This is a genomic window from Martelella radicis (assembly GCF_014196625.1).
Lineage (GTDB): Bacteria > Pseudomonadota > Alphaproteobacteria > Rhizobiales > Rhizobiaceae > Martelella > Martelella radicis.
Genome location: NZ_JACIDZ010000001.1, coordinates 356,590 through 381,813, shown reverse-complemented (window position 1 = coordinate 381,813; position 25,224 = coordinate 356,590). Strand labels below are relative to the sequence as shown.

At 61.5% G+C, this 25,224-nt stretch carries 25 protein-coding genes; 10 read left to right on the top strand and 15 right to left on the bottom strand.

What is annotated here, in order from left to right; all coding sequences use genetic code 11:
* Nucleotides 1-10: 10 nt before the first annotated feature.
* The 14 genes from GGR30_RS01775 to GGR30_RS01710 all read right to left on the bottom strand — a co-directional run bounded on the left by GGR30_RS01775 (nt 11) and on the right by GGR30_RS01710 (nt 16,407).
* Nucleotides 11-574 (bottom strand): P-loop NTPase family protein, encoded by a 564-nt coding sequence (locus GGR30_RS01775; protein ID WP_183481736.1) that lies wholly within the window; start codon nt 572-574, stop codon nt 11-13.
* A 113-nt stretch (nt 575-687) separates the two neighbouring features.
* Nucleotides 688-1,662, bottom strand: a complete 975-nt coding sequence (gene lipA / locus GGR30_RS01770) for a lipoyl synthase (protein WP_183481733.1) — start codon at nt 1,660-1,662, stop codon at nt 688-690.
* A gap of 59 nt (nt 1,663-1,721) precedes the next feature.
* Nucleotides 1,722-1,973: a GlsB/YeaQ/YmgE family stress response membrane protein gene (locus GGR30_RS01765; RefSeq protein WP_183481730.1), complete on the bottom strand. Its 252-nt coding sequence runs from the start codon at nt 1,971-1,973 to the stop codon at nt 1,722-1,724.
* 71 nt (nt 1,974-2,044) lie between these two features.
* Entirely contained in the window at nt 2,045-3,490 is a 1,446-nt protein-coding gene (lpdA, locus tag GGR30_RS01760; RefSeq protein ID WP_183481726.1) for a dihydrolipoyl dehydrogenase, read from the bottom strand.
* Nucleotides 3,491-3,566: 76 nt separating this feature from the next.
* On the bottom strand, nt 3,567-3,803 hold the full coding sequence (locus tag GGR30_RS01755; RefSeq protein WP_183481723.1) for an HP1242/YdcH family protein: 237 nt from the start codon (nt 3,801-3,803) through the stop codon (nt 3,567-3,569).
* An 89-nt stretch (nt 3,804-3,892) separates the two neighbouring features.
* Nucleotides 3,893-4,531: an SGNH/GDSL hydrolase family protein gene (locus tag GGR30_RS01750; protein WP_183481721.1), complete on the bottom strand. Its 639-nt coding sequence runs from the start codon at nt 4,529-4,531 to the stop codon at nt 3,893-3,895.
* Between the two features lie 27 nt (nt 4,532-4,558).
* Nucleotides 4,559-5,908, bottom strand: coding sequence for a pyruvate dehydrogenase complex dihydrolipoamide acetyltransferase (locus tag GGR30_RS01745; RefSeq protein ID WP_425488333.1), 1,350 nt, complete (start codon nt 5,906-5,908; stop codon nt 4,559-4,561).
* Nucleotides 5,909-5,959: 51 nt separating this feature from the next.
* Nucleotides 5,960-7,348, bottom strand: coding sequence for a pyruvate dehydrogenase complex E1 component subunit beta (locus GGR30_RS01740; protein WP_183481715.1), 1,389 nt, complete (start codon nt 7,346-7,348; stop codon nt 5,960-5,962).
* Nucleotides 7,349-7,365: 17 nt separating this feature from the next.
* Entirely contained in the window at nt 7,366-8,388 is a 1,023-nt protein-coding gene (pdhA, locus tag GGR30_RS01735) for a pyruvate dehydrogenase (acetyl-transferring) E1 component subunit alpha (RefSeq protein WP_183481712.1), read from the bottom strand.
* A 145-nt stretch (nt 8,389-8,533) separates the two neighbouring features.
* Nucleotides 8,534-8,854, bottom strand: a complete 321-nt coding sequence (locus tag GGR30_RS01730; protein ID WP_183481709.1) for an FtsB family cell division protein — start codon at nt 8,852-8,854, stop codon at nt 8,534-8,536.
* 325 nt (nt 8,855-9,179) lie between these two features.
* On the bottom strand, nt 9,180-10,454 hold the full coding sequence (gene eno / locus GGR30_RS01725) for a phosphopyruvate hydratase (protein WP_183481707.1): 1,275 nt from the start codon (nt 10,452-10,454) through the stop codon (nt 9,180-9,182).
* Between the two features lie 205 nt (nt 10,455-10,659).
* Nucleotides 10,660-11,499 carry a 3-deoxy-8-phosphooctulonate synthase gene (gene kdsA / locus GGR30_RS01720; RefSeq protein WP_183481704.1) on the bottom strand — a complete coding sequence of 280 codons (840 nt, stop codon included), beginning with the start codon at nt 11,497-11,499 and terminating at the stop codon, nt 10,660-10,662.
* Between the two features lies 1 nt (nt 11,500).
* On the bottom strand, nt 11,501-12,391 hold the full coding sequence (locus GGR30_RS01715; protein ID WP_183481701.1) for a VOC family protein: 891 nt from the start codon (nt 12,389-12,391) through the stop codon (nt 11,501-11,503).
* Between the two features lie 92 nt (nt 12,392-12,483).
* The gene (locus GGR30_RS01710) at nt 12,484-16,407 is read right to left on the bottom strand and encodes an autotransporter domain-containing protein (RefSeq protein WP_183481698.1); all 3,924 of its coding nucleotides are present in this window, start codon (nt 16,405-16,407) and stop codon (nt 12,484-12,486) included.
* A gap of 270 nt (nt 16,408-16,677) precedes the next feature.
* On the opposite strand from GGR30_RS01710, the gene GGR30_RS01705 reads away from it, so the two are divergent.
* Genes GGR30_RS01705 through GGR30_RS01685 form a run of 5 tightly spaced genes read left to right on the top strand, consistent with a single transcriptional unit; the run spans nt 16,678 to nt 22,152 of the window.
* Nucleotides 16,678-18,573, top strand: a complete 1,896-nt coding sequence (locus tag GGR30_RS01705; protein WP_183481696.1) for a SurA N-terminal domain-containing protein — start codon at nt 16,678-16,680, stop codon at nt 18,571-18,573.
* A gap of 13 nt (nt 18,574-18,586) precedes the next feature.
* Nucleotides 18,587-19,609 carry an anthranilate phosphoribosyltransferase gene (trpD, locus tag GGR30_RS01700; protein ID WP_183481693.1) on the top strand — a complete coding sequence of 341 codons (1,023 nt, stop codon included), beginning with the start codon at nt 18,587-18,589 and terminating at the stop codon, nt 19,607-19,609.
* Between the two features lie 9 nt (nt 19,610-19,618).
* The gene (gene trpC, locus GGR30_RS01695; RefSeq protein ID WP_183481688.1) at nt 19,619-20,434 is read left to right on the top strand and encodes an indole-3-glycerol phosphate synthase TrpC; all 816 of its coding nucleotides are present in this window, start codon (nt 19,619-19,621) and stop codon (nt 20,432-20,434) included.
* Nucleotides 20,431-20,925: a cyclic pyranopterin monophosphate synthase MoaC gene (gene moaC / locus GGR30_RS01690; RefSeq protein ID WP_183481685.1), complete on the top strand. Its 495-nt coding sequence runs from the start codon at nt 20,431-20,433 to the stop codon at nt 20,923-20,925. The genes trpC and moaC overlap by 4 nt, the downstream gene beginning before the upstream one ends.
* A gap of 3 nt (nt 20,926-20,928) precedes the next feature.
* On the top strand, nt 20,929-22,152 hold the full coding sequence (locus tag GGR30_RS01685; RefSeq protein ID WP_183481682.1) for a molybdopterin molybdotransferase MoeA: 1,224 nt from the start codon (nt 20,929-20,931) through the stop codon (nt 22,150-22,152).
* Here the strand turns inward: GGR30_RS01685 and GGR30_RS01680 are convergent, their stop codons facing one another.
* Nucleotides 22,153-22,476 carry a DUF1476 domain-containing protein gene (locus GGR30_RS01680; RefSeq protein WP_183481679.1) on the bottom strand — a complete coding sequence of 108 codons (324 nt, stop codon included), beginning with the start codon at nt 22,474-22,476 and terminating at the stop codon, nt 22,153-22,155. It abuts the gene before it with no gap.
* Nucleotides 22,477-22,528: 52 nt separating this feature from the next.
* Here GGR30_RS01680 and GGR30_RS01675 point away from each other — a divergent pair, with 52 nt between their 5' ends.
* The 5 genes from GGR30_RS01675 to GGR30_RS01655 all read left to right on the top strand — a co-directional run bounded on the left by GGR30_RS01675 (nt 22,529) and on the right by GGR30_RS01655 (nt 25,201).
* Nucleotides 22,529-22,783, top strand: a complete 255-nt coding sequence (locus tag GGR30_RS01675; RefSeq protein WP_183481677.1) for a hypothetical protein — start codon at nt 22,529-22,531, stop codon at nt 22,781-22,783.
* On the top strand, nt 22,758-23,510 hold the full coding sequence (locus tag GGR30_RS01670; RefSeq protein ID WP_183481674.1) for a phosphoribosylaminoimidazolesuccinocarboxamide synthase: 753 nt from the start codon (nt 22,758-22,760) through the stop codon (nt 23,508-23,510). Before GGR30_RS01675 ends, GGR30_RS01670 begins: the two co-directional genes overlap by 26 nt.
* 19 nt (nt 23,511-23,529) lie before the next feature.
* On the top strand, nt 23,530-23,778 hold the full coding sequence (gene purS / locus GGR30_RS01665; protein ID WP_183481671.1) for a phosphoribosylformylglycinamidine synthase subunit PurS: 249 nt from the start codon (nt 23,530-23,532) through the stop codon (nt 23,776-23,778).
* Between the two features lie 22 nt (nt 23,779-23,800).
* Entirely contained in the window at nt 23,801-24,475 is a 675-nt protein-coding gene (purQ, locus tag GGR30_RS01660; protein WP_183481668.1) for a phosphoribosylformylglycinamidine synthase subunit PurQ, read from the top strand.
* A gap of 132 nt (nt 24,476-24,607) precedes the next feature.
* A complete protein-coding gene (locus GGR30_RS01655) occupies nt 24,608-25,201 on the top strand; it encodes an acyloxyacyl hydrolase (RefSeq protein WP_183481665.1) in 594 nt (197 codons plus the stop codon).
* The last annotated feature ends 23 nt before the right edge of the window (nt 25,202-25,224 follow it).

The following is a 25,224-nucleotide window of genomic DNA, read 5'->3' as shown; positions in this document are numbered from 1 at the left end:
GGTTTTTCAGCTAATGGCCCCCGCCCGAAAGCGCAAGCAATTCATTCATCTCACGGTGCGATTTCAACATGCAGACCGGCACGCGTCCGCCTTTCAATTCTATCATCTGCAGCAGTCGCGGCGCGGTCACCTGATTGAAATTCCAGATATAGCGGAGGAAAGCGAAGTCAATCCGCTCGGGACATCCAGGCGCCATGTCGGCGCGAACCTCGCCATAGGAGCCGGCGATGCGCTTCATCGCTCCCCAAAGGCTGACGCGGCGCGGCGGCGCCAGCCACAGAACCAGATCGGCGCGCAGAAGGCGGGCCGGCATCGTCTCCGTGTTGTTGCCGTCGAACACCCAGTCGCTGCCCGCGGCAAACTTTTCAACCTTGGCGATGATATCGGATCGCTCCCGCATGACCCAGCCGGGCAACCAGAAGATGTCGCGATCCATGGAGACGTAGGGCAGGTCGAAACGGGCACAGAGCCGTCGCGAAAGCGTTGACTTTCCGCTGCCCGAGCAGCCGATCACCATAATGCGCCGCGCGGTGTGCAACAGCACGGCGGCTTCCCTAACGGCGACCTGTCTCATGAACTCCCCCAACCCCAGGACAAGGGGTATACAACTCGCCTGCAACTCAGGCAAGTCTTTGATCATGTTAGGGTTAAGGCAAGACCGCAATCAAAGATTGCAGCCTGTCCGTCCTATTCCGCCGCCATCTGGGCCAGCTTTTTCGCGCGGTTTTCACGCAACCGCGCGAAGTCATCGCCGGCGTGGTGGGACGAGCGCGTCAACGGGCTTGCTGAAACCATCAGGAAACCCTTGGTATAGGCGACCGTCTCATAGGACTTGAACTCTTCCGGCGTCACGAAACTGACCACGCGATGGTGCTTGCGGGTCGGCTGCAGATATTGTCCGATGGTGAGGAAGTCGACATCCGCCGTCCTCAGATCATCCATCAACTGCAGGATTTCGTTCCGCTCTTCGCCGAGGCCGACCATGATACCGGACTTGGTGAACATATTCGGATCGAGCTCCTTCACCCGCTGAAGAAGGCGGATGGAGTGGAAATAACGCGCGCCGGGACGAACGGTGAGGTAGTTCGAGGGCACGGTTTCCAGATTGTGGTTGAACACGTCTGGACGGGCAGCAACAACGCGCTCCAGCGCGCCGGGCTTGCGCAGGAAATCCGGCGTCAGGACCTCGATCGTAGTCGATGGAGAGGCCGCGCGGATGGCGAGGATCACCTTCTCGAAGTGCTCCGCGCCGCCGTCCGCAAGGTCATCGCGGTCGACCGAGGTAATCACGACATGCTGAAGGCCCATCTGGCTGACAGCCTTGCCGATGTTTTCCGGCTCGTCCGGATCGAGCGCGCCGGGGCGTCCGGTGGAGACGTTGCAGAAGGCGCAGGCGCGGGTGCAAATTTCGCCCATGATCATGAAGGAGGCATGCTTCTTGTCCCAGCATTCCCCGACATTGGGACAGCCCGCTTCCTCGCAGACCGTGACGAGCTTGTTCTCCTTCACGATGCCGCGGGTTTCCTGATAGCCCTTCGAGGTCGGCGCCTTCACCCGGATCCAGTCCGGCTTGCGCATCACCTCCGTATCGGGTTTGTGGGCCTTTTCCGGATGGCGCACCCGCTTGGGAGCATTGCCTGTCGTATCAAGAAGCGTAACCATCTTTCATCCTTGCGTGCCGCCGAGCCCGAAGGCCCGGACGGCTTTTCTGCAATCTCTTGTCAGCGCTTTATCAGACGCCCGACCCAGATCAGGATCACCGCGCCGATGAAGCCGGCGATGAGGTAGCCGAGCCAGCCGCCGAGGGCAATGCCGAACAGGCCAAGAATGGCGTTCGCGACAATGGCCCCGACAATGCCGAGGATAATGTTCATGATGACGCCCATGTCGGACTTCATGAACTTTTCGGCGAGCCAGCCTGCGATGCCGCCGATGACGATGGCGGCTATCCAGCCTACACCCTGTTCTTCCATGTGATGCGCTCCCTTCTCTCTTCAGTGTTGAGGCAGGCCTCCTTCTGGCCCGCCTCGGAAGCATAGAGGAATCACGCGTTCAGTGCACGCCCATAAGCGTCCAGAACGCTTTCCTTCATCATTTCCGACAGCGTCGGATGCGGGAAGATCGTGTGCATCAGTTCTTCCTCGGTGGTCTCGAGGTTCATCGCGACGACAAAGCCTTCGATCAGTTCGGTCACTTCCGCGCCGACCATATGGGCGCCGAGAAGCTCGCCGGTCTTCTTGTCGAACACCGTCTTGACCATGCCCTGGTCCTCGCCGAGCGCAACCGCCTTGCCGTTGGCGACGAAGCTGTAGCGGCCGACGCGGACGTCATAGCCAGCTTCCTTGGCCTTGGCTTCCGTCAGCCCGACGGAGGCAACCTGCGGATTGCAATAGGTGCATCCGGGGACCTTGCGCTTGTCGAGCGGATGAACATTCTTCTCGCCCGCCAGCTTTTCGACGCAGATGACGGCCTCATGCTCGGCCTTGTGCGCCAGCATCGGCGGACCGGCGACGTCGCCGATGGCGTAGATGCCCTCGACATTGGTCTTGCAGTAGTCGTCGATGACAATGCAGCCGCGATCGGTCTTGATGCCGAGCTTTTCAAGACCGATATTTTCGATATTGCCCTGAACGCCGACAGCCGAGATCATCCGGTCAGCCGTGATTTTCTCGACCTTGCCGTCCTTGGTCTCCACATGGGCGGTGACGTTGTCGCTGCCCTTCTCGACCTTGGAAACCTTGGCTTCCAGCATGATCTTGATGCCGCGCTTTTCCAGACGCTTCTGGGCGAATTTTGCGATCTCCGCGTCTTCCACCGGCATGACCTGCTTCATCACCTCGACAACCGTCACCTCGACGCCGAGCGAACGGTAGAAGGAGGCGAATTCGATGCCGATCGCGCCCGAGCCCATGACCAGCAGCGACTTCGGCAGCTTCGCCGGCTTCAGCGCGTCGAAGTAGGTCCAGATCAGCTTGCCGTCGGGCTCGATGCCCGGAAGCGCGCGCGGACGCGCACCGGTAGCAACGATGATGTGCTTGGCCGAATAAGTGCCGGCGCCAAGCGCATTCTTCGGCTTCGGCGCCTGCGGCTCGACGATCTTCTTCTTGACCTCCGAAACCGTAACCTCACCGGGCTTCGACAGCGTCGCCTCGCCCCAGATGATGTCGACCTTGTTCTTCTTCATCAGGAAGCCGACGCCGGCATTCATCCGCTCGGCAATGCCGCGCGAGCGCTTGACGATGGCTTCGAGGTCCGCCTTGACCGAACCATCGACGGAAAGGCCGTATTCCTTGGCATGCGCGGTGAAATCGAGAATCTCGGCGGAGCGCAGCAGCGCCTTGGTGGGGATGCAACCCCAGTTGGAGCAGATACCGGCCATGTGTTCGCGTTCGACGACGGCTGTCTTCAAGCCGAGCTGGGCGGCGCGGATTGCAGCGATATAGCCGCCAGGACCGGCGCCGATGACGATGACATCATAGTTCTGGGACACGGGGCTCATCTCCTTTGCAAAGGAACCGGGCGGCAATAGCCTGCCCGGCCCAACTTTAAGGGATGCCGCGTCTTATCTATCCGGCCAGCATCCCGTAGATTTCATCTTTCAGAACCATCCGCCGCTTGCGCATGTCTTCCATATGCGCATCGTCAGTCGGCTCGATCTTCGTTTCCGCGCGATGAACCGCGCGGTTTACCTCGTGATACTCGTCGAAGAGCTTGGCAAAACGCCCGTCCTCAACCTTCAAGACATGCATCTTGTCGACGAAATCCGGGAATTCTTCGGCCAGTTCGTGCGGTGTGTTCGACATTGGGTCTTTCCTCCTATGATTGAAGACTATTACCCAACGCTAATCTTTACCGGGCCGCGCTCCTTGATTTCTGTCAAATACGTTTCAGATCACAAACCGAGCATCATTCGCGCCATGGGTTCCAGACCACGGCCGATCGCGCGCGTGTTTTCCGCGTCCAGATGAACGCCGTCAATCGGGCTGGCCTTGGCAACAGAGGCCGCATCGTAGAAGCCGCATCCAAGTTCATCGGCAATTTCGCTGTAATAGGTCGAAAGCATCTGCGACTGCTCCACAACGCCTTTCAGGAAACCCATGCCGGTATCATTGGCCGTGGGCACCGCATGCGGCGGCGAAACCACCAGAATGTCCGGCGCATCGTCTCCAAACGCATAGGGATGCGAACGGATGATCTCGATCAGCCGCTTCAGCCCGTTGCGGGTGGAAAATGCGCCGCCGCCGGTCCAGGGCTTCAGGTCATTGGTGCCGAGCATGAGAATGACGAGATCGAGCGGCGTGTGACTGGCAAGCAGCGTCGGAAGAATGCGCGCGCCGTTGCGGTCGGCCGCCGCCGTATGATCGTCATAGGCCGTGGTGCGGCCGCCAAGGGCCTCGGAGAGGACATGAACGCCCTCCCCCAAAGCTTTCTGCAGAACCATCGGCCAGCGGTCCTCATGGGCATGCCGGCCGTTTCCGGCCGGATCATGACCGAAGGTCAGGGAATCACCGTAGCAAAGAACCGTTTTCATTGCGCATCATCCCTGCATGAGACCGGATCAAACCAGCATCGACATCGGGTTTTCGATATAGCCCTTGAACGACGCCAGAACCCGGGCCGCCAGAGCGCCGTCGACGCAGCGATGGTCGGTCGACAGCGTAACCGACATGACGGTGGCGATGGTGATCTCGTCGTTCTTGACCACGGCGCGCTTCTCGCCGGCGCCGACCGCGAGGATCGACGCGTGCGGCGGATTGACGACGGCGGCGAAGTCCTTGACGCCCATCATACCCATGTTGGAGACCGCTGTGGTGCCGCCCTGATATTCGGCGGGCTTCAGCTTCTTCTCCTTGGCGCGCTTGCCCATGTCCTTCATCTCGTTGGAGATGACGGAAAGCGGCTTTTCCTCCGCCTTGCGGATGATCGGCGTGATCAGCCCGCCCGGTATGGAAACGGCAACGCCGACATCAACATGCTTGTGCACGACCATGTTGTTCTCCGTCCAGGAGATGTTGGCTTCCGGTACATCCCTCAGCGAAAGCGCCATGGCCTTGATTACCATGTCATTGACCGAGAGCTTGTAGACCGGCTTCTCGTCCTTGACGGGTGCGGCCTTGTTGAGCTGGCTCCTGAGCGCCAGAAGCGCGTCGAGTTCGCAATCCACCGTCACATAGAAATGCGGGATGGTCTGCTTGCTTTCCTGCAGGCGCTTGGCAATGGTCTTGCGCATGCCGTCATGCGGCACGAGCTCGTAGGAGCCTTCCTCGAACAGCTTGAGAATGGCGTCTTCCGACTGAGCCTGCGGGATCGGCGCGGCGGCAGGCTTCTCTCCTGCAGGCGCGGCCTCTTCCTTCGGCGCGGCCTTGCCGACGCCCTCGCTGACGGCCTTTTCGATATCGCGCTTGACGATGCGGCCGTGCGGGCCGGAGCCGGAAAGGGCTGCAAGATCAAGCCCCTCATCCTTGGCCAGACGACGGGCGAGCGGCGAGGCAAAGATGCGTTCGCCGTCAGCCTTCGGCGCTGCCGGGGCCTTGGGTTCGGGAACCGGGGTGTCGGACGACGGGATTCCGCCCTTGGCGACGGCATCCTCGGTCTTCTCTTCCTTCGGCGCCTCGGCCTTGGCTTCCTGCTTGGGCTCTTCCTTGGCGGCCGGCGCGGCATCGCCGCCGCCATCTGCCGCCTTGGCGGCTTCAGCGGCATCCTCGCCATCCTCGGCAAGGATCGCGATCAGCGCATTGACCTGAACGCCCTGGGTCCCTTCAGCGACCACGATCTTGGCGACCGTGCCCTCATCGACGGCTTCGACTTCCATCGTTGCCTTGTCGGTTTCGATCTCGGCGATCACATCACCGGCCGAAACGCTGTCGCCTTCCTTCACCAGCCATTTGGAGAGGTTGCCCTCCTCCATGGTCGGGGAAAGCGCCGGCATCGTAATCTTGATCGGCATCGAACGTCTCCCTTACTTGTAGCAGACGGCCTTGACCGCATCGATGACTTCACCGACGTTCGGCAGGGCGAGCTTTTCGAGGTTCGCGGCGTAAGGCATCGGAACGTCCTTGCCCGCGATCGTCATGATCGGCGCATCGAGATAGTCGAAGGCCTGCTGCATGACGCGGGTTGCGATCTCTGTTCCGACCGAGGACTGCGGGAAGCCTTCCTCGACGGTGACCAGGCGGCCGGTCTTCTTCACCGATTCGACAACCGTCGGCAGATCCATCGGGCGAATGGTCCTGAGATCGATCACCTCGACATCGATGCCCTCTTCGGCAAGCTTTTCAGCCGCTTCGATGGCATAGGTCATGCCGATACCGAAGGAGACGAGCGTCGCGTCCTTGCCCGTCTTGTGGATCCGCGCCTTGCCGATCGGCAGGACGAAGTCATCCATCTTCGGCACTTCGAACTTGTGACCGTAGAGAATCTCGTTCTCAAGGAAGATCACCGGGTTCGGATCGCGGATCGCGGCCTTCAACAGGCCCTTCGCGTCAGCGGCCGTATAGGGCATGACAACCTTGAGGCCCGGAATATGGCTGTACCAGGCGGCATAGCACTGCGAATGCTGCGCTGCAACACGCGCCGCTGCCCCGTTCGGACCGCGGAACACGATCGAACTCTCCATCTGGCCGCCGGACATGTAGTGGGTCTTGGCGGCGGAGTTGATGATCTGGTCCATCGCCTGCATGGCGAAGTTGAAGGTCATGAACTCGACGATCGGCTTCAGCCCGGCAAGCGCCGCGCCGATGCCGACGCCGGCAAAACCGTGCTCGGTGATCGGTGTGTCGACGACACGCTTGGCGCCGAATTCCTGCAGCAAGCCCTGCGTGATCTTGTAGGCGCCCTGATATTCGGCGACTTCCTCGCCCATGACGAAGACATCGCCGTCGGCGCGCATTTCTTCCGCCATGGCGTCACGCAGCGCTTCGCGCACCGTCGTCATCACCATTTCCGTGCCTTCCGGAATATCCGGATCGGAAGCGGCTTCGGCGGCCTTCGGCTCGGCGGGAACGGCGTCGGGAGAAGCCTGCGGCTTTTCCTCCTGGGCGACTTCCGGAGCCTTCGTTTCCTCAGGCGCCTTGGTCGCGGCCTCGTCGATATCGTCGGCGCTTTCGCCTTCCTCGAGGAGAACGGCGATCGGCGTGTTGACCTTGACGCCCTCGGTACCTTCGGAGATCAGGATCTTGCCAATCGTGCCTTCATCGACGGCCTCGACTTCCATCGTCGCCTTGTCGGTCTCGATTTCGGCGAGGATGTCACCGGCGGCGACGCTGTCGCCTTCCTTCTTGAGCCATTTGGTGAGGTTGCCCTCTTCCATCGTCGGGGAGAGCGCCGGCATGAGAATATTGGTAGGCATTTATATCCCTCCCCGTCTTAACGCAGGATGTCGGTGTAGAGCTCGGAAACATCCGGCTCCGGATCGGTCTGGGCGAAATCGGCGGCATCGGAGATGATCGAACGCACATCCTTGTCGATGGCCTTCAGTTCATCTTCGCTGGCCCATTTCTTGTCCAGAATCCGCTTGCGGACCTGCTCGATCGGGTCATGTTCGGAACGCATCTTCTGCACTTCATCCTTGCTGCGGTATTTGGCAGGGTCAGACATGGAGTGGCCACGATAGCGGTAGGTCTGCATTTCCAGAATGATCGGCCCCTTGCCCGAGCGCGCATGCGCTTCGGCATCTTCCGCCGCAGCCTTCACCGCACGAACATCCATGCCATCGACCTGAACGCCGGGAATGCCGAAGGAACTGCCGCGTTTGGAGAAATCGGTCTCTGCCGAGGAGCGGGCAACAGATGTGCCCATAGCATAACGGTTGTTTTCAACGACGAAGACGACCGGCAGCTTCCATAACTGAGCCATGTTGTAAGTCTCGTAAACCTGGCCTTGGTTGGCAGCACCGTCGCCATAATAGACGACCGAAACCTTGCCATCCTCGCGATACTTGTTGGCAAAGGCGAGGCCGGCGCCGAGCGGCACCTGCGCGCCGACGATACCGTGACCGCCGTAGAACGCCTTCTCCTTGGAGAACATGTGCATCGAGCCGCCCTTGCCCTTGGAATAGCCGGACTGGCGACCGGTGAGCTCGGCCATGACACCACGAGCTTCCATGCCGGTGGCGAGCATATGACCGTGATCGCGATAGCTTGTGATGATCTGATCACCATCCTTCAGCGCCATCTGCATGCCGACGACGACAGCTTCCTGACCGATGTAAAGGTGACAGAAACCGCCGATGAAGCCCATGCCATAAAGCTGGCCGGCCTTTTCCTCGAAGCGGCGAATCATGAGCATCTCGCGGAGCGCATGCATTTCCTGATCGCGATCGAATTCGACGATCCGGTTGTTATCTTCTTTTTTGGGGGATTTCCGTGAAGCAGACGCTTGCGACGCCATCAAGACCTCCTATGGAAGGAAAGACGTGGAGTTGGCGCCACAATAGTCAGTTTTGTGCGGCACGGCAATGCTAGATTTACCGAGAAAATTCAATAACTAATATACTGAAATATAACAAATTTTATCAAATTAATAGGAATTCAGTTTATTGCAGATTTCGGTCGAAAATCACGATTTCGTCCGGCCTCAGCAGATTGAGCGCGTAGCGCGCCTGCTCGTCAAGCGCATCCTTCATCAAAGAGCCGTCGGAAAGCATCCGAACGCGCTCCTCCATCGCCTGCCGCTCGCTCACAAGCTTCTCAAGCTTGCGCTCGTTCAGCTCCTTGTGAGTCTCGAAGCGTTCGGCGGCAATCAGGCCGTAATCGCCGTGGATGGAATGATAGACGAAATAGCTCATGAAACAGGCCGTGATCGCGGGAACGACGAGGCGGCCGTAAAACCGTGGTTTGTGATGGCGGGTCCACATGAGGCTGTCCGGAAATTACGCAATACTGTGACCCGGAATCTAGCGCCCTAACCTTAACCAAGAATAAAGCGCCCGACAGTTTCCGCAAATGGTTTGGAAACGCGGGCGCCCTCACGGAAAGGTCAACAAGCTCTGCTCGGTCTCGACCGTGACACCAGTTTTGAGCCGGGTGAATGCGGCCGCATAAGATTGACGGTTTCGCGGTCCCGGCTCAGGGCCAATCGTGCAATGCGCACAAATCCGAAGGCGAAAAGCACGAAAAATGCCCGCGGCACGGGGCCGCGGGCATCACAAGTCATGACAATTGACTGTTGCCTTCGGGCAATTACGCCTTGAGGATCGACTTTCCGGCGTAGACAGCCTGAGCGCCAAGCTCTTCCTCGATACGGATGAGCTGGTTGTATTTGGCAAGACGATCCGATCGCGACAGCGAACCGGTCTTGATCTGACCGCAATTGGTGGCAACGGCGAGGTCGGCGATCGTGGCGTCTTCGGTTTCGCCCGAACGGTGCGACATGACCGAGGTGTAGCCGGCCTTGTGAGCTGTCTCGACGGCATCGAGCGTTTCCGTCAGCGAGCCGATCTGGTTGACCTTGACGAGCAGCGAGTTGCCGACGCCCATCTTGATGCCGTCCTTCAGGCGCTTGGTGTTGGTGACGAACAGATCGTCGCCGACCAGCTGGCACTTGCCGCCGATCATCGATGTCAGTTCCTTCCAGCCGTCCCAGTCGTCTTCGGCCAGGCCGTCCTCGATCGAGAAGATCGGGTACTTGCCGATCAGGTCTGCGAGATAGGCGGCCATTTCGCCGGAGGAGAAGGTCTTGCCCTCGCCTTCCATCTCGTACTTGCCGTCCTTGTAGAATTCGGTCGAGGCGGCATCCATGGCAAGATAGACATCATCGCCCGGCTTGTAGCCGGCCTTTTCGATCGACTTCATGATGAAATCAAGCGCGGAGATGGTGCTGGGAAGCGCCGGCGCGAAACCGCCCTCATCGCCGATCGCGGTGTTGAAGCCGCCGGCCGAAAGCTCTTTCTTCAGCGTGTGGAAGATTTCCGAACCCATGCGGACCGCGTCGCGCAGCGTGTCGGCGCCGACGGGCATGATCATGAATTCCTGGAAGTCAATCGGGTTGTCGGCATGCTCGCCGCCATTGATGATGTTCATCATCGGAACCGGCAGGAGATGGGCGAAGGAACCGCCGACATAGCGATAGAGCGGCAGGCCGCAGGCAGTCGCGGCGGCCTTGGCGGAGGCAAGCGAAACGCCGAGGATGGCGTTGGCGCCGAGGCGGCCCTTGTTCGACGTGCCGTCGAGTTCGATCATCGTCTGGTCGATTTCCAGCTGGTTCTCGACATCGAGACCGACGATGGCTTCGAGGATTTCCGTGTTGACGGCGTTGACGGCCTTCTCGACGCCCTTGCCGAGATAGCGCTCGCCGCCATCGCGCAGTTCTACCGCCTCGTGCGCGCCGGTCGAGGCGCCCGAGGGCACGGCGGCGCGGCCGATGGTGCCGTCTTCCAGATACACATCGACCTCGACCGTGGGATTGCCACGGCTGTCGAGAATTTCACGGGCGAGAATGTCGGTGATTGTCGTCATGTCTGTCTACCTGTCGACCTTGCTGTTCGAAATTGTGATGCGCGCACCAAAGCGCAGAGTTTTTCCATAATACGCCCGGTGTCTTGGGTCACCCGCGCGTTGCAGCAAAACTGCATAAAGCAGTTCATTCGCCAGAACTATGACGAATGAAAGATTTTCAGGGCCGACCCCAGGAAAAACGCGGACCGGTCCCTTGAAGCCAAGATTATCTATCCTTCGCGATCGCGTCAAAAGCCAGAAGTTTTTCGAGAAGCCGCGGCATTTGGTCGAGCGGAACCATATTCGGCCCATCTGACGGCGCGTTGTCCGGATCCTGATGGGTCTCGATGAACACCCCGGCGACGCCCACGGCAACCGCAGCGCGCGCGAGCGTCTCGACGAATTCGCGCTGACCGCCGGTCGAACCGCCCTGCCCGCCAGGCTGCTGAACCGAATGGGTGGCATCGAAGATCACCGGAGCGCCGGTTTCGGCCATGATCGGCAGGGAGCGCATGTCGGAGACCAGCGTGTTGTAGCCGAAGGAGACGCCGCGCTCGCACAGGAGCACGTTGCCATTACCGCTGTCGACGATCTTGGCGAGCACGTTCTTCATGTCCCAGGGTGCCAGGAATTGACCCTTCTTCACATTGATGACCCGACCAGTCTTCGCGGCCGCGATCAGGAGATCGGTCTGGCGGCAGAGAAATGCGGGAATCTGCAGCACATCGACGACCGGCGCCACTTCGGCGCACTGCGCTTCGGTGTGAATGTCGGTCAGCACCGGAAATCCGTATTCCTTCTTCAGGTCGGCAAAGATCTCCAGCGACTTTTCCAGTCCCATGCCGCGAGCGGCGTTGAGCGAGGTCCGGTTGGCCTTGTCGAAGGAGGATTTGTAGACGAGGCCGATCCCGGCATCGCTGCAGATCTCGACAAGCCGACCGGCCATCATGAAGGCGTGGTCGCGGCTTTCCATCTGGCAGGGCCCGGCGATCAGCGACAGCCTGCCGCTGTTGGAAAAGGCGACCTTCGCAGCGCCCGCGCCGGCCGAAACGGTCCGATTGCTCATGTCATGCTTCCTTGAATATGAATGTCACGCCCTGTCCGGGCGCAGGCGGAATGCAAATCATCCCGTCCGCTGTTTCGTGTTGGATCGCGTTTTTCGCGAGAATGTCCGCGATATTGCCGATATCCGCAGCCTCAAAGGCAATCGCACGACCGACAAGACCGCGTCCCGTGGCCGGCGGATCGATACCGAAACGCGCGCGGAGATGGTCATGGGTGAAGATTGAAAGGTCGGCGCCGGCCCCTTCCACAGTCACGCCGTGCGGATGGATATCCGTCTCGTGGCAATGGCTCAACTGCTGCAGCAGCGGCTCGAACTCCATCGGATAGTCTTCGCCGATCAGCACTTCGGCAATCCCGGTCACGCCGTTCTGGTGGGCCATCAGCGCTTCCGGCGGGCTCAGCGGCAACAGCCGCTCGCAGGTAAAGAAGAAAAGGTCGGGCGCGCGAAGATCCGCCGCGAAGGCCAGCCGGAAACCGGCTTCCGCCTCGCTGCCGTCCTCGCGCTGGAATGTCCGGGAAAAGCGGAAGAGATCGCCGGCGGCGATGCCCTCCGTTGCAAAAGCCTCGTGGTCGGCGACCGCGTCCTCGCTCTTGAACACGATTGCTGACAGCCCGTCCTCGCCGACGCGGAAACGAAAGGCCTTGTCGCGCGCCACGAATTGGAGGCCGTCGCGAATGTGATTCCCGTAGATCTGCAGATCTGCGATCCCGAGCGGTTCGAGATAGGTCCCGTCGGCAAAATAAACGCAGGCGTTTTCCGTGCCGAAGGGGTGGCGGGCATCGGGCGCGACGCTGAAGCCGAGCGCGCTCAGCCTGAGCCTTGAGGTCGCCAGGTCGACAACCGGCATAACGAGGTGATCAAGCGGGCGCTGGGCACGGTGCGAAAGAGACATCAGGCTCCTCCTTTGAGAGGCGCCCTTGATGGCATGAAAGGCGGCGGGCTTCAAGCTGTTGTCGAAACCCGCGCGCCCCTTGTTACGGCCGGCTACCAGATGTAGCGAAGCTTTGCCGAGGCGATCAGCGCCGAATACTCAGCACCCCATTCGCCGTAGGCGCCGATCGAAAGATCGGCCTGCGGGGTGAGCTGGATGCGCGTGCCGATATTGGCCGTGACCGCGCTTCCCGTCGGCGCATTGCTGGAGATGGAGAAGCCGTATCCGGGCAGAGCGAGGAAGCTCGCGTTCGCATTGCCGCCGCCGCCATAGCGGTAAAGATAGGAGACACGCGAATTGAACGAGAAGCGCCGCGCGTAATCCCCTGCCGCGGTATCAAAGCCGACGCCTGCCTCGACCGTGCCGCGGAAGAGGCTGGAATCGGAATAGGCAAGAGCCGAACTGCCGACCCCCGATGCCACCTCCTCCTGGTAGGACGGCGCGCTGGTGTAGACGGCGCTTGCAGCGGCGAAGGGAATGAAGGCCATGCCGCCATTGACGATCCGGCCGCCCGCCTCGAAACGACCGCCGAAGGTGGTGGCAGAATAGCTGCCGCGCAGCCGGTCGCTCGCCGTGCCGAAGGCAACGGTGCGCTCCGTGTCGATATTGTCGATCCCGAGGCCGACCGTTGCCAGGCCGTAAAGCCCCTGCGCGGTTTGCCCGGCGGCCGTGACGGCGGCATGCAGCGACTGGCTGTCGGCCGAGCCGTCCTGTTCCGTCTGGTCGTAACTTGTCTGTCCGCCGCCGAAGACGAAGCCGATCGCGGTCGAGTCGTCGAGCTGGGCCAGGTAGCCGCCCTCCACGATATTGCCCTTGATGTCAGCGCCCGAATTGCCGGCGCCTGAATCGCCGTCGACGCTCGCCGTCTCGCCGTTATATTCGAGCCAGATGGAATTGGCCGGCGTCAGGGAGCGGTATGGCGCGTAGGGCGCACCGTAGGAACTGCCGTATGCGCCGCCTGCCGTGCCTCCGTAAGAGCCTCCATAGGTCGCGCCGCGACTGGTTGATGCCCAATCCCATTGCGGCTGCCGGTTCGAAGGCGTGCCGAGGTTCCAGTAGGCGAGCGCCGATGTTTCGCCGGCCGAGGGCAACGTGTCCTCGTCCTTTTCCTCGATCGGACGCCAACCGGCGAGCAACCGGCTCGGATTGGACGACCGGCGCAGGAAGTCCTGCATGCCGAGAGTAGCCGTCATCGTCGCGTTGATGCCCAGTTCACCGCCAAGCGTCGTCATTGCCGCCTCGTAAGCGCTTCCCGATTGCAGCATGCCGGCGGACAAGGTTCCCGTCAGCGGCACGCCGTCGTTGAAGGCCTTGACCAACTGGTCGTTGACACCCTTGCCGAGCGCGGAGAAATTGAAATTGCCGCCGACATAGGCGAGCGACATGTTAAGCCTGTTGCCTTCCTCGGAGATGGTGCCGCGAAACTGCGATGGCAGCGAGGCAAGCGGCGCGTCGTAGGTGCCGGTGATCTCGCCCGCCTCCAGCAGCGTGTATTGCTGCTTCAGTTCGCCGCCGTCGACGAAATCGATATCGAGCTCTGTCTCGTCAAAGGAAACCGTGCCGGTAACCTTGGCCGGAACCTGGTTGGTCTGGATCACGGCCGCATAGGTGGCATCCGGTTCGAAATCGAGATCGCCGTTGACGGTGATCGACCCGTCCTCGTCGCCGGAAAGGAATGTGCCGCCGGTGCGCACCGTGGTCGAGCCGATCTCGCCCGAACCGCCGAAAGAGGCCCCCGCCTTGATATCTGCGCTGGTGCCGCGTAGCGAAGCGTCCACCAGGAAGGTGCCGCTTTCGGCTTCAAGCGTGCCAGCGAACTGGTCGTTGTCGGCCGTCAGTCTGAGCGTTCCCGAGCCTTTCTGGGAGACAGTGCCCGTGCCGCGCAGAAGGCCGGCGAACTCGATATCGTCGGATCGGGCAAAGCTCAGCTTGCCGCCGGTCTCGATTGCCGCATTGCCCTGGAGCGTTCCGGTCGTGCCGCCATCGCCGACCTGAATCTCGGCGCCGGTGTCGATATAGGTATTGCCTTCATTGGTGTTGTCGGCGGTCAGGATGGTCGTGCCGCCATAGGCTTCGATATCGACCGTGCCGCTGATCTCGCGCGAGAATTCATAATCCGTCGAGGTGTGGTTGAAGACCAGATATCCCTGTCCGTCACCGAAGGAGACTTCGTTGACATCAAGTGTGCCGGGCGCTTGTGCGGCCACGCCTGGAACGGAGCCGATCACAAGCTCGCCGAACGAACCGGCATTTGCAGCCAGCACGAGGTTGTCAGCCGTCAGCGTCCCGCCGTTTGAAAGCGCCAGCAGACCGCCGCCACTCTCGCCTACGGTCAGATCGCCCTCGACCGTCCAGGACGACCCGGCCCCGTCGATCGCCGCGAAACCAATTGAGCCCGCTGCGGATGCCAGTGTGCTCGCTGTACTGGTAACAACGCCGCCATCTGCGACGAGCAAGCCGCCCTCTCCTTCAACACCGACGGTAATGCCGCCATCGACCGTCCAGGTCGATCCCGCGCCGCTTACCCCGACAAGACCCTCGCCGGCGGCGGTTGTCCCGATTTCCGCCGTGCGGTTTGTGACGATGCCACCGTCGAAAATATCCAGAAGGCCCACACCTTCGGAACCGACCTCGAGGTTCGAGGTGTTGTTCCATGTAGCGCCTTCAATGACGCCAACAACGCCGAGGCTGCCGGCATCGCGACCGATAATGCCGCCGTTCGAATTCAGGGTGCCGCCATTTTCCAGCGCCAGAGCGCCGCCTCCCGTCGCGCCGACAGTCATTCTGTTGGTGAGGGTAACCTCGCTGCCGGCATCGGCAATAAGGAGAAGACCTATACTGTCTTCATTCGCGCCGACCAGTGCGAAATCCGCTGTGACGGAACCGCCATTTAATACTGCCATACGGCCATCGCCATTGCGCCCGACCCTGAGCGAGGCGGAAAGCTGCAATTGCGCGCCGGCGCCGTCGACATAAACCGTACCCTCGCCGCTCGAAACATTGCCGATATAGGCATTGCTGGCAGTCATGGTCGCGCCGTCGAGGATGGACAGCGTGCCTTCGCCGCCGGTACCGCCGGTGTTCACATTGCCGCCGAGTGAAATGTCATTATAGACATTCCACAGCGAACCGCTGCCGGTCACGGTTGCTTCATTGCCGGTGGAGGACGTGTTCTCGCCGATCGAAAGCGAGCCGCTGATTGCATGGGCACCGCTTTGAACCAGCACAGTACCCTTGCCGCTGCTGCCGATCGTCGTCGCGCCGTAGCCGTTCCACTCCGTGCCGGCGCCCGAAAGCGTAATACTCCCCTCGCCACCGGCATGGCGGCCAATGATCGCCTGATCCGATTCCAGATAGGCGCCATTGGAAACCGTCAGTGTGCCGGTACCGCTGTTTGCCACCGAAAGACCGTTGTCGCCGCTGCCGTAGGTCCTCAGGCTGGTTCCGCTGCCGGAAAGCGTGACTGTACCCGAACTGCCTGCTGAATTGCCGAGAATGATCGACGCGGTCTGCCCGGTGGCGCCGTCCGCCATTGCAATCCGGCCAGTACCGAAATCACCGACCATGATCGAGTTATCCATCTGAATCGCGCCGCCGGCACCGAGCGTCAGCGTGCCGTTGCTGCCGGCCAACGAACCAAGGCGGGTCTTTTCGCCGTTGATCGTCGCATTCGATGTCATCTGACCAGTCGCGGTTCTTCCGATAATGATCGTGTTGATATATTCCGTGCCGCCATCGGTGGGCAGAATGGGCGCATTGGTCGTGGTGTCTATGGTAACGTTGTCACCTGCCTTGGGCGTATTGGTCGTGGCCGCGCCATTCTCGAGCCAATTGTTGGCCGTATACCAGTCGGTCGATTCGGCGCCGGTCCACAGGAAGTTGGCGGCTAGCCCCGGCGTGCCCCAGAGGAGGAAAAGCGCGGATGAACTCAGGAAGACCGAACGGGCCGCCTTCAGCCGCAAACTCACATTACGCATGACACCTCCAGCACACAAACGCTTGAACCACCTGCGGCCGGTCCTCAACGGCGACCGGTCTCGCATGCCTGCAATTCTGGACTGCAGTAAATTAAGAACTTCTTGCGATGGGGGAATTGGCCGCCATGCTTAATGTTTATGGTTAGCGCTTGGTTAATCCGGTTCGGGCGGTGTTTTCGTCGCACATGCAGCTATGTCTTCAATTCCGTTGCATCTTCGTCTAAGAAGCGTCACAAACCCGAAGGATCGGAACACAGGGACCGCACAAGAATGCTCGAAACAATGCGCAGAGGCGCCCAGACATGGGTCGCGAAACTTCTCCTGATCCTGCTGATCATCTCGTTCGGCGTCTGGGGCGCTTCGAGCGCGCTGTTTTCCGGCAATTCGGACGTGGTCGTTCAGGTCGGAGACAAGACGGTTTCGGCCAATGAGTACCGGCTGGCCTACCAGCGCCAGATCAACAGCCTCAGCAACCAGTTCGGCCGCCGCCTGACTGGCGAGGAAGCCCGGATGATCGGCGTCGACCAGCAGGTCTATGCCCAGCTCGTTGCCGGCGCCGCCCTCGACCAGCTCGCCGACAACATGAATCTCGGGCTTTCGGAAGACCGGCTGGCCGAACTTATTGCGCAGGACCCGGCCTTCCAGAACGCCGACGGCCGATTCGACCGCCAACGCTTCAGTGCGCTGCTGCGCAATGTCGGCCTGAACGAAGATGACTATGTGGCCGAGCGCAGCAAGGTAGCTGTGCGCTCCCAGATCGTCGACGGCATGGCCGACGGCTTCGTTCCGCCCGAAACGCTGGTCGACGCGATCCGCGAATATCGCAGCCAGAGCCGCGTGGTCGACTACATCGTGCTCAACAACGCCTTTGTCGAACCCATAAAGTCGCCGGGCGACGACGTTCTGCAGCCATGGTTCGAACAGAGACAGGCAGCCTATCGCGCGCCCGAATACCGCAAGATAGCCTATGTCGCGCTCAGACCGTCCGATATCGCCGATCCCGGTGCGATCTCCGACGATGCGGTGCGGGCCGACTATGAAGCGCGGATCGCCAGTTACACGACGCCGGAAGAGCGCCGGATCCAGCAGTTGACCTTCAGCGATCAGGCCGCTGCCGAACAAGCGGCGCAAGCCCTTGCCGACGGCGCGAAGACCTTCGACCAGCTCATTTCCGAAGCCGGACGAACCACCGCCGACGTCACGCTCGGCATCTACGAGAAGGGCCAGTTCCCCGATCAGGCCATTGATTCTGCAGCCTTTGCCATTCCTCAGCCAGGCGGCGTCAGCGGCGTCGTCCAGGGCAATTTCGGCCCGGTGATCCTGCGCGTGACCGACATTCAGCCGGAAAGCACGACGCCTTTTGCCGATGTCGAAGACCAGATCCGCACCGAGCTTGCCGAACAGCAGGCCGCCGACGACATTCTGAATGTCGAGAACCAGTATGAAGACCAGCGCGCCGGCGGCGCCAGCATGGCCGAAGCCGCCCAGAGCCTTGGACTTCAGGCCGTCACGATCGACGCGATCGATGCCAATGGACGCGACCAAAACGGTAACCCGATCGAGGACATCCCCCTTGGAACCGAGCTTGTCGGCGCTGCCTTCGAAAGCGATACCGGTCTCGAAAACCTCCCGCTGAACCTCAATGACGGCGGCGTCGTCTGGTACGAGGTCGATGACATCACGCCGCCGCGTGACCGGACATTCGACGAGGTTCGCAGCCAGGTGGAAGCGGACTGGGCGGCCGAACAGCAGCGCGACGCGCTCGCCGCCAAGGCCAATGAGCTGAAGGAACGCGTCGAAAACGGCGAGAGCCTGCAGCAGGTGGCGGACGATCTGGCCATCGACGTTCAGCAGAGCCCGTCGATCACGAGAACCTCGCAGAACAGCAATCTCGGTCCCGAGGCGATCGCGGCAGCCTTCAGCGGCCCGCTTGGCACCGTGGCCACCGCTCCGCGCGACAGCGGCGCAGAGCAGATCGTTCTTTCGGTGGCAACCGTGGTCAACCCTTCCGACACGCTCGAGACCAGCGGCGACAATCAGGCCATCACCGCCATTGCCTCGTCTGCCGGAGACGATATCCTCGATGAAATGATCAACAAGCTGCAGAGCGAATACGGCGTCTCGATCAACCAGACGCTCGCCCAGCAGGCGGTGAACCTGCGGTAAGCGAGAGGAAGCCATGTCCGAACTCAAGCCCTTCATCGCCAAGGTCGCCGACGGCCAGTCCCTGACGGCCGAAGAATCACGCAATGCCTTCGATATCCTGATGTCTGGCGAGGCCACCCCCTCGCAGATCGGCGGCTTCCTGATCGCGCTCAGGGTCAAGGGCGAGACGGTCGACGAGATTGTCGGCGCCGTCACGACGATGCGGGCCAAGATGCTGCCGGTCAAGGCGCCCGAACACGCGATCGATATCGTTGGCACCGGTGGCGACGGCGCCGGCACCTACAATATCTCGACGCTCGCGGCCATCGTGACGGCAGGCGCCGGCGTGACCGTTGCCAAGCATGGCAACCGGGCGCTGAGCTCGCGGTCCGGCACGGCCGACAGCCTGTCGGAGCTTGGCGTTGAACTGGACACCGGGCCCGCGATCATCGAAGCCTGCCTGGCGGAAGCCGGCATCGGCTTCATGTTCGCGCAGAAGCACCATGCGGCCATGCGCCATGTCGGCCCCTCCCGGGTCGAACTCGGCACGCGCACGATCTTCAATCTGCTGGGACCGCTTTCGAATCCGGCCGGCGTGAAGAGCCAGCTTCTCGGCGTGTTCTCGCCGCAATGGCTGGTGCCGCTCGCCGAGGTGCTGCGCGATCTCGGATCCGAGACCGTGTGGGTCGTGCATGGCGAGGGTCTCGACGAGATCACCACGACCGGAACGACCAGGATCGCCGAGCTCTCTGACGGCAAGATCCGCGAATATTCGCTGACGCCGAAGGATTTCGGCGTCGAGGCGGTGACGCTCGACGCGCTTCGCGGCGGTGACGGCAAGGTCAATGCCGCGGCGCTGCGCAAGGTGCTTTCCGGCGAGCGCAACGCCTATCGCGACATCTCGCTCTGCAATGCCGCCGCCGCCCTGATGATCGCCGGCAAGGGCGAGACGCTTGCCGACGCGATGACGATCGCCGCCCAATCGCTTGAAAGCGGCAATGCGGCGCTCGCGCTCGACCGGCTCGTTGCCGTCTCCAACCAGAAAAGCGAAGGCTGAGGACCGGCCATGACCGACATCCTGCGAAAGATCGAAGCCTATAAGCGCGAAGAGATCGCCGACGCCAAGGCGAAGGTCACACTCGACGACCTGAAGGCGCGCGCAGCCGATCAGGAAAAGCCGCGCGGCTTTCTGGAAGCACTCCGTCGCAAACAGGACGAGGACCGGTTCGGGCTGATCGCCGAGATCAAGAAGGCGAGCCCCTCCAAGGGGTTGATTCGCCCGGATTTCGATCCGCCGGCCTTTGCCGCAGCTTATGAGGCGGGCGGCGCGGCCTGTCTTTCGGTGCTCACCGATACGCCGAGCTTCCAGGGCGCGCCCGAGTTCCTGGCCGCCGCCCGCAATGCCTGCGCCCTGCCCGCGCTGCGCAAGGATTTCATGTTCGAGCCCTATCAGGTGCACGAGGCCCGTGCCTGGGGCGCCGACTGCATCCTGATCATCATGGCAAGCCTTTCCGATGACGAGGCGCGCGCGCTGGAAGAGACCGCCTTCGAACTGGCCATGGATGCACTGATTGAGGTCCATAACGAGGAAGAATGCGAGCGCGCGCTTAAGCTTTCATCTCAGATGATCGGCATAAATAACCGTAATCTCAGGAATTTTGAGGTTACGCTTGAGACCAGCGAACGCCTGGTCAAGATGATGCCGGAGGATCGGCTGCTCGTCGGGGAAAGCGGCATCTTCGTCCATGACGATTGCCAGCGGCTGGCAAGGAGCGGCATCACCACCTTCCTCGTCGGCGAGAGCCTGATGCGCAAGGACGATATTGCAGGCGCGACGCGCGCGCTTCTGACTGGCGTTGACGCCGGGCTTCCGACGCAATGAGCGACAGGCCCGCAAATCTGACCCATATCGCGGCCGACGGCTCGGCCAATATGGTCGATGTCGGCGGCAAGGACGAGACCGTTCGCACGGCCACGGCCGAAGGTTTCGTGCGCATGAAGCCCGAGACGCTGGCGTTGATTGAAAGCGGCAATGCGAAGAAGGGCGACGTCATCGCCACGGCCCGCCTTGCCGGGATCATGGGCGCCAAGCAGACCGCCAGTCTCATTCCGCTCTGTCACCCGCTGATGCTCACCAAGATCGCGGTCGATATCGTTGCCGATGCCGCCCTGCCCGGCCTTCGGGTTACCGCCACCGCGCGGCTGACGGGCCGGACAGGCGTCGAGATGGAAGCGCTGACGGCCGTTTCCGTCGCCTGCCTGACGATCTACGACATGGCCAAGGCGGCCGACCGGGAGATGGAAATCGGCGCGATCCGCCTTGTCGAAAAATCGGGCGGCGCAAGCGGCGACTACAAACGATCGGAGACCTGAGGCATGGCCGGCTCGCTTCTGCCCGTTGACGAGGCGCTCGCCATCCTGCTGGACGACACGCGGGCAATTGCGAACACAGAAACGCTGGACCTGATCGAAGCTGACGGGCGCATATTGTCGGAAGACCTTCCCGCGCGCGTGACCCAGCCGCCCTTCAGCGCCTCGGCCATGGACGGTTACGCGGTCAGGGCCGCCGACGCAGATGCCGCCGGCGCGCTGCTCTCGGTAATAGGCACGGTGGCTGCCGGCGAAACGCCGCGCCAGACCGTAGCCCCCGGGACGGCGGTCCGTATCTTCACCGGCGCACCCTTGCCGCCGGGCGCCGACAGCGTGGTCATCCAGGAGGATTGCCAATCGGTCGGCGGCGATCGCATCAAGCTTATTGAACCTACGAAAAGTGGGTCTAACATACGCCCCGCCGGGCAGGATTTTCGCGAAGGACTGACCCTGCTCCGACAGGGCCGCCGGCTCGAAGCGCGCGCGCTTTCTCTGGCTGCTGCCGGCGGTTATGGAACTCTTCCCGTCTATTGCCGTCCGAAGATCGCCGTGCTTGCCACAGGCGACGAACTGGTGCCGCCGGGCGAAGTGCCGGGTCCGGGGCAGATCTCCGCTTCGGCGGGAATCGCTCTGCAATCGCTCGCCCGCGCCAACGGAACGCAAACCCGCGACCTCGGTATCGCCCGCGACAACGCAGCCGCGATAGAAGCTGCGGTTGCCAGCGCCCGCGCATGGGGCGCGGATGTCCTGATCACCATCGGCGGGGCATCTGTCGGCGACCGCGATCTCGTCGGCCCGACCCTGCAGGCCATGGGAATGACGCTTGATTTCTGGAAGATCGCGATGCGGCCGGGAAAGCCGCTCATGGTCGGCAATCTCGACGCCATGAAGGTGCTGGGCCTGCCCGGCAATCCCGTTTCCGCCTATGTCTGCGCGCTGGTCTTTGCCGAACCATTGATCCGTCGCCTTGCCCGGCTTGCGCCCCGTAATCGCCTGATGCGCGCTTTCGCCGCCGAAGCGATCGGCCCCAACGGCCCGCGCCGCCACTATATGCGCGCGCGTTTCACCGACCGCACCAACGCCTTGGTCGCTCCCTGCTCAAGCCAGGACTCATCGCTGATCGCCACGCTAGCAAGCGCCGACTGCCTGATCGTTCGCCCGCCGGCAGACGGTCCGGTAAAACCCGGCGACCCGCTCAGCGTGATGATGCTTGACCCGAACGAGCCTTGATCACTCGGCCCCCTCGCTCTGCCGGCTTGCTGCCTGCAGGAAGGCATGCATCTTCATCCGCACGGTCTCTTCGTCGATCTCGATTTCCGCTTCGGCGAAATCACGCATCAGCTTCTTCAGCACATCGTCATGCCCGGCATGGGTGAAATCGGCGGCGATCACTTCGCTGGCGTAGAATTCGAGATCGTCGCGCCCCAGAAGCTCTGCGGCCCAGGCAGCCAGCATCCGGTTGCGCCGGGCGATGACGCGAAAGCGCGCGGCTTCCTGCTGCACATAGGCTGCCTCGAAGGCACGCTCGCGATCGGTAAAGATCGATCCGGACATATCCACCTCCATCGCGCCGGCAGACGGCGCACTGTTTCCTCTTGCAAAGAGAATGGCGACAAAACTGACGTTTGAAAAGAAGCAGGATTTAACTATTTTAATAAGATCGTTTAAAATCCAAGATGAAATCGGTTCCAATGGCGGCCGCCGGCCGGCCTGTCCGCGCAATTGCCTTGAAAAACGCTTGGTTTTGATTGAGAAAGCCGCACGACTTCGCTATTCCAGCGAGAGAGACAGAAATATCGCGTGCGCCAAGGCCACGCCAACTACGCGAGAAAAAAATGAATCGTCGCCGCCGGGTTTATGAAGGCAAGGGCAAGATCCTCTACGAAGGCCCCGAGCCCGGAACGCTGATCCAGTTCTTCAAGGATGATGCCGCCGAGCCGGGCATTACCGGTGAGGTCATTGACGGCAAGGGCGTGCTCAACAACCGCATCTCCGAATATGTCTTCAGCCATCTGAACGCGATCGGCATTCCGACCCATTTCATCCGCCGCCTCAACATGCGCGAACAGCTGGTGCGCGAGGTGGAGATGATTCCGCTTGTGCTTACCGTGCGCAATATCGCGGCCGGATCGCTCTCGCGCCGGCTCGGCATCGAGGAAGGCACGCCCCTTCCCCGTTCCATCGTCGAGTTTTCGCTGAAATCGGACGAACTGAAAAACCCGCTGGTGACCGAAGAGCACATCACCGCCTTCGGCTGGGCCATGCCGCCGGAACTCGATGACATGGTGGCGCTTGCGATCCGCATCAACGATTTTCTCTCCGGCCTGTTTCTCGGCGCCGGCATGCAGCTTGTCGATTTCAAGATCGAATGCGGCCGCCTGTTCGAGGGCGACATGATGCGCATCATCCTGGCCGACGAGATATCGCCGGATTCCTGCCGCCTCATCGACCTGCAGACGCGCCAGCGGATGGACCGCGACGCGCGCGGCGGCGCAGCACCCAATGCCCATTCCGAGATTGCCCGCAGGCTTGGCATCATGAACGAGAACGAACCCGCCCGCGCCGCCGGCCCGGTACTTGTCAAATAGCAGATTGAGGATTGAACCAGTGATCAATGCACGTGTCATCGTTACCTTGAAGAACGGCGTTCTCGATCCGCAGGGAAAGGCCATCGAAGGCGCCCTGCACGGACTCGGCTTCGACGGGCTTGCCGGCGCGCGCCAGGGCAAGGTCTTCGATCTTGCGCTCGACACCGATGACCGCGCCAAGGCCGAGGCCGATGTCGCGGCCATGTGCGAGAAGCTTCTGGCCAACATGGTGATCGAGAATTACGCGATCGAACTGACCCAGGCCTGAGCGCAGGAAGAGAGCGAAAGCCATGAAGACCGCATTGATCCAGCTTCCGGGCCTGAACCGCGACCGCGACATGTTCGCCGCGATCCGCACGATTTCCGGCCATGACCCGATTCCCGTCTGGCAGACCGAGACCGAACTGCCGGATGCCGACCTGATCATTATTCCAGGCGGCTTTTCCTATGGCGACTATCTGCGCTGCGGGGCGATCGCGGCGCGCATGCCGGTCATGCGTGCGGTGGCCGAAAAGGCGCGCGCCGGCGTGCGCGTCATCGGCGTGTGCAACGGATTTCAGATCCTGCTTGAGGCCGGTCTTTTGCCGGGCGCGCTGATGCGCAACGCCTCGCTCAAATTCGTCTGCCGCCAGGTCCGTCTGCAGGTCGCCAACAATCGCACGGCCTTCACCTCGGCCTATGGAGAGGGCGAAGTCATCAACTGCCCGGTGGCCCATCATGACGGCAACTATTTTGCCGAGGCCGCAGAACTCGCCCGCATCGAAGACAATGGACAGGTCGTCTTCCGCTATGCCGAAGGCACCAACCCCAACGGCTCGATCAATGACATCGCCGGCCTGATCAACGCCGAAGGCAATGTGCTCGGCATGATGCCACATCCCGAAAACCTGATCGAGCCCGCCCATGGGGGCACGGACGGACGGCGCCTGTTCGAATCGGCTCTCGGCTTGCTTGCCACAGCCTGACTTTTCTTTGTCGCGGCAATCGGGCGGATCAGGAGCTTTCGCTTGACCTTGGGGCCGGAATCGACAGTAATGCGTGCTGGCGGCGGAGCGCCATTCGAGGCGATCCGCCGCATTTGATCATTGGAAAGACGCATGACTTCAGTATCGTATTTCAGACCCGCGACCATGATGGCCTATCTGGCGCTGGGCGCAGGGTCGGTTTTCGCAGCGGACGCGGAAGTGCCGCAGGGCTCGGCGCCGGTCGTCGAGGAGAGCATCTTCGATGAGGCCCGCTTCGAGGTCGCGGCCTCGCTCGGATCCAACTCCGATTTCGAAAGCGGTGTTTTCCTGATCCCGAGCCTGTTCTTCGATCCGCTGCACAGCGAAGGCCGCGAAGGGTTCGACAAGTTCCTGCATCCGCGCTTCTTTCTGAGCGCCAGTATCTCGACGGCAGACGAGGCATCGCAGATCATGGCCGGCGCGAGCTGGAAGTTTCCCGTCGCCGGACCGACCTTCCTCGATATCGGCTTCGGCGGAGCGCTGTCGAACGGAAGCCTCGACGAGTTTGGCGGTCGCGGCCCAGGCATCGGTTCCCACCTACTGTTTCACGAATATATCGCCTTCGGCGTCGATCTCGATGACAGCTGGAGCATTACGGCCACCGTACGCCACTCCTCCAACGCAGATCTCGCGACCCCGAACAGCGGCCTGACCTATGGCGGCCTGGGCATCGCCAAGAATTTCTAGAGCCGCAACGGTTCTTTTCGGTC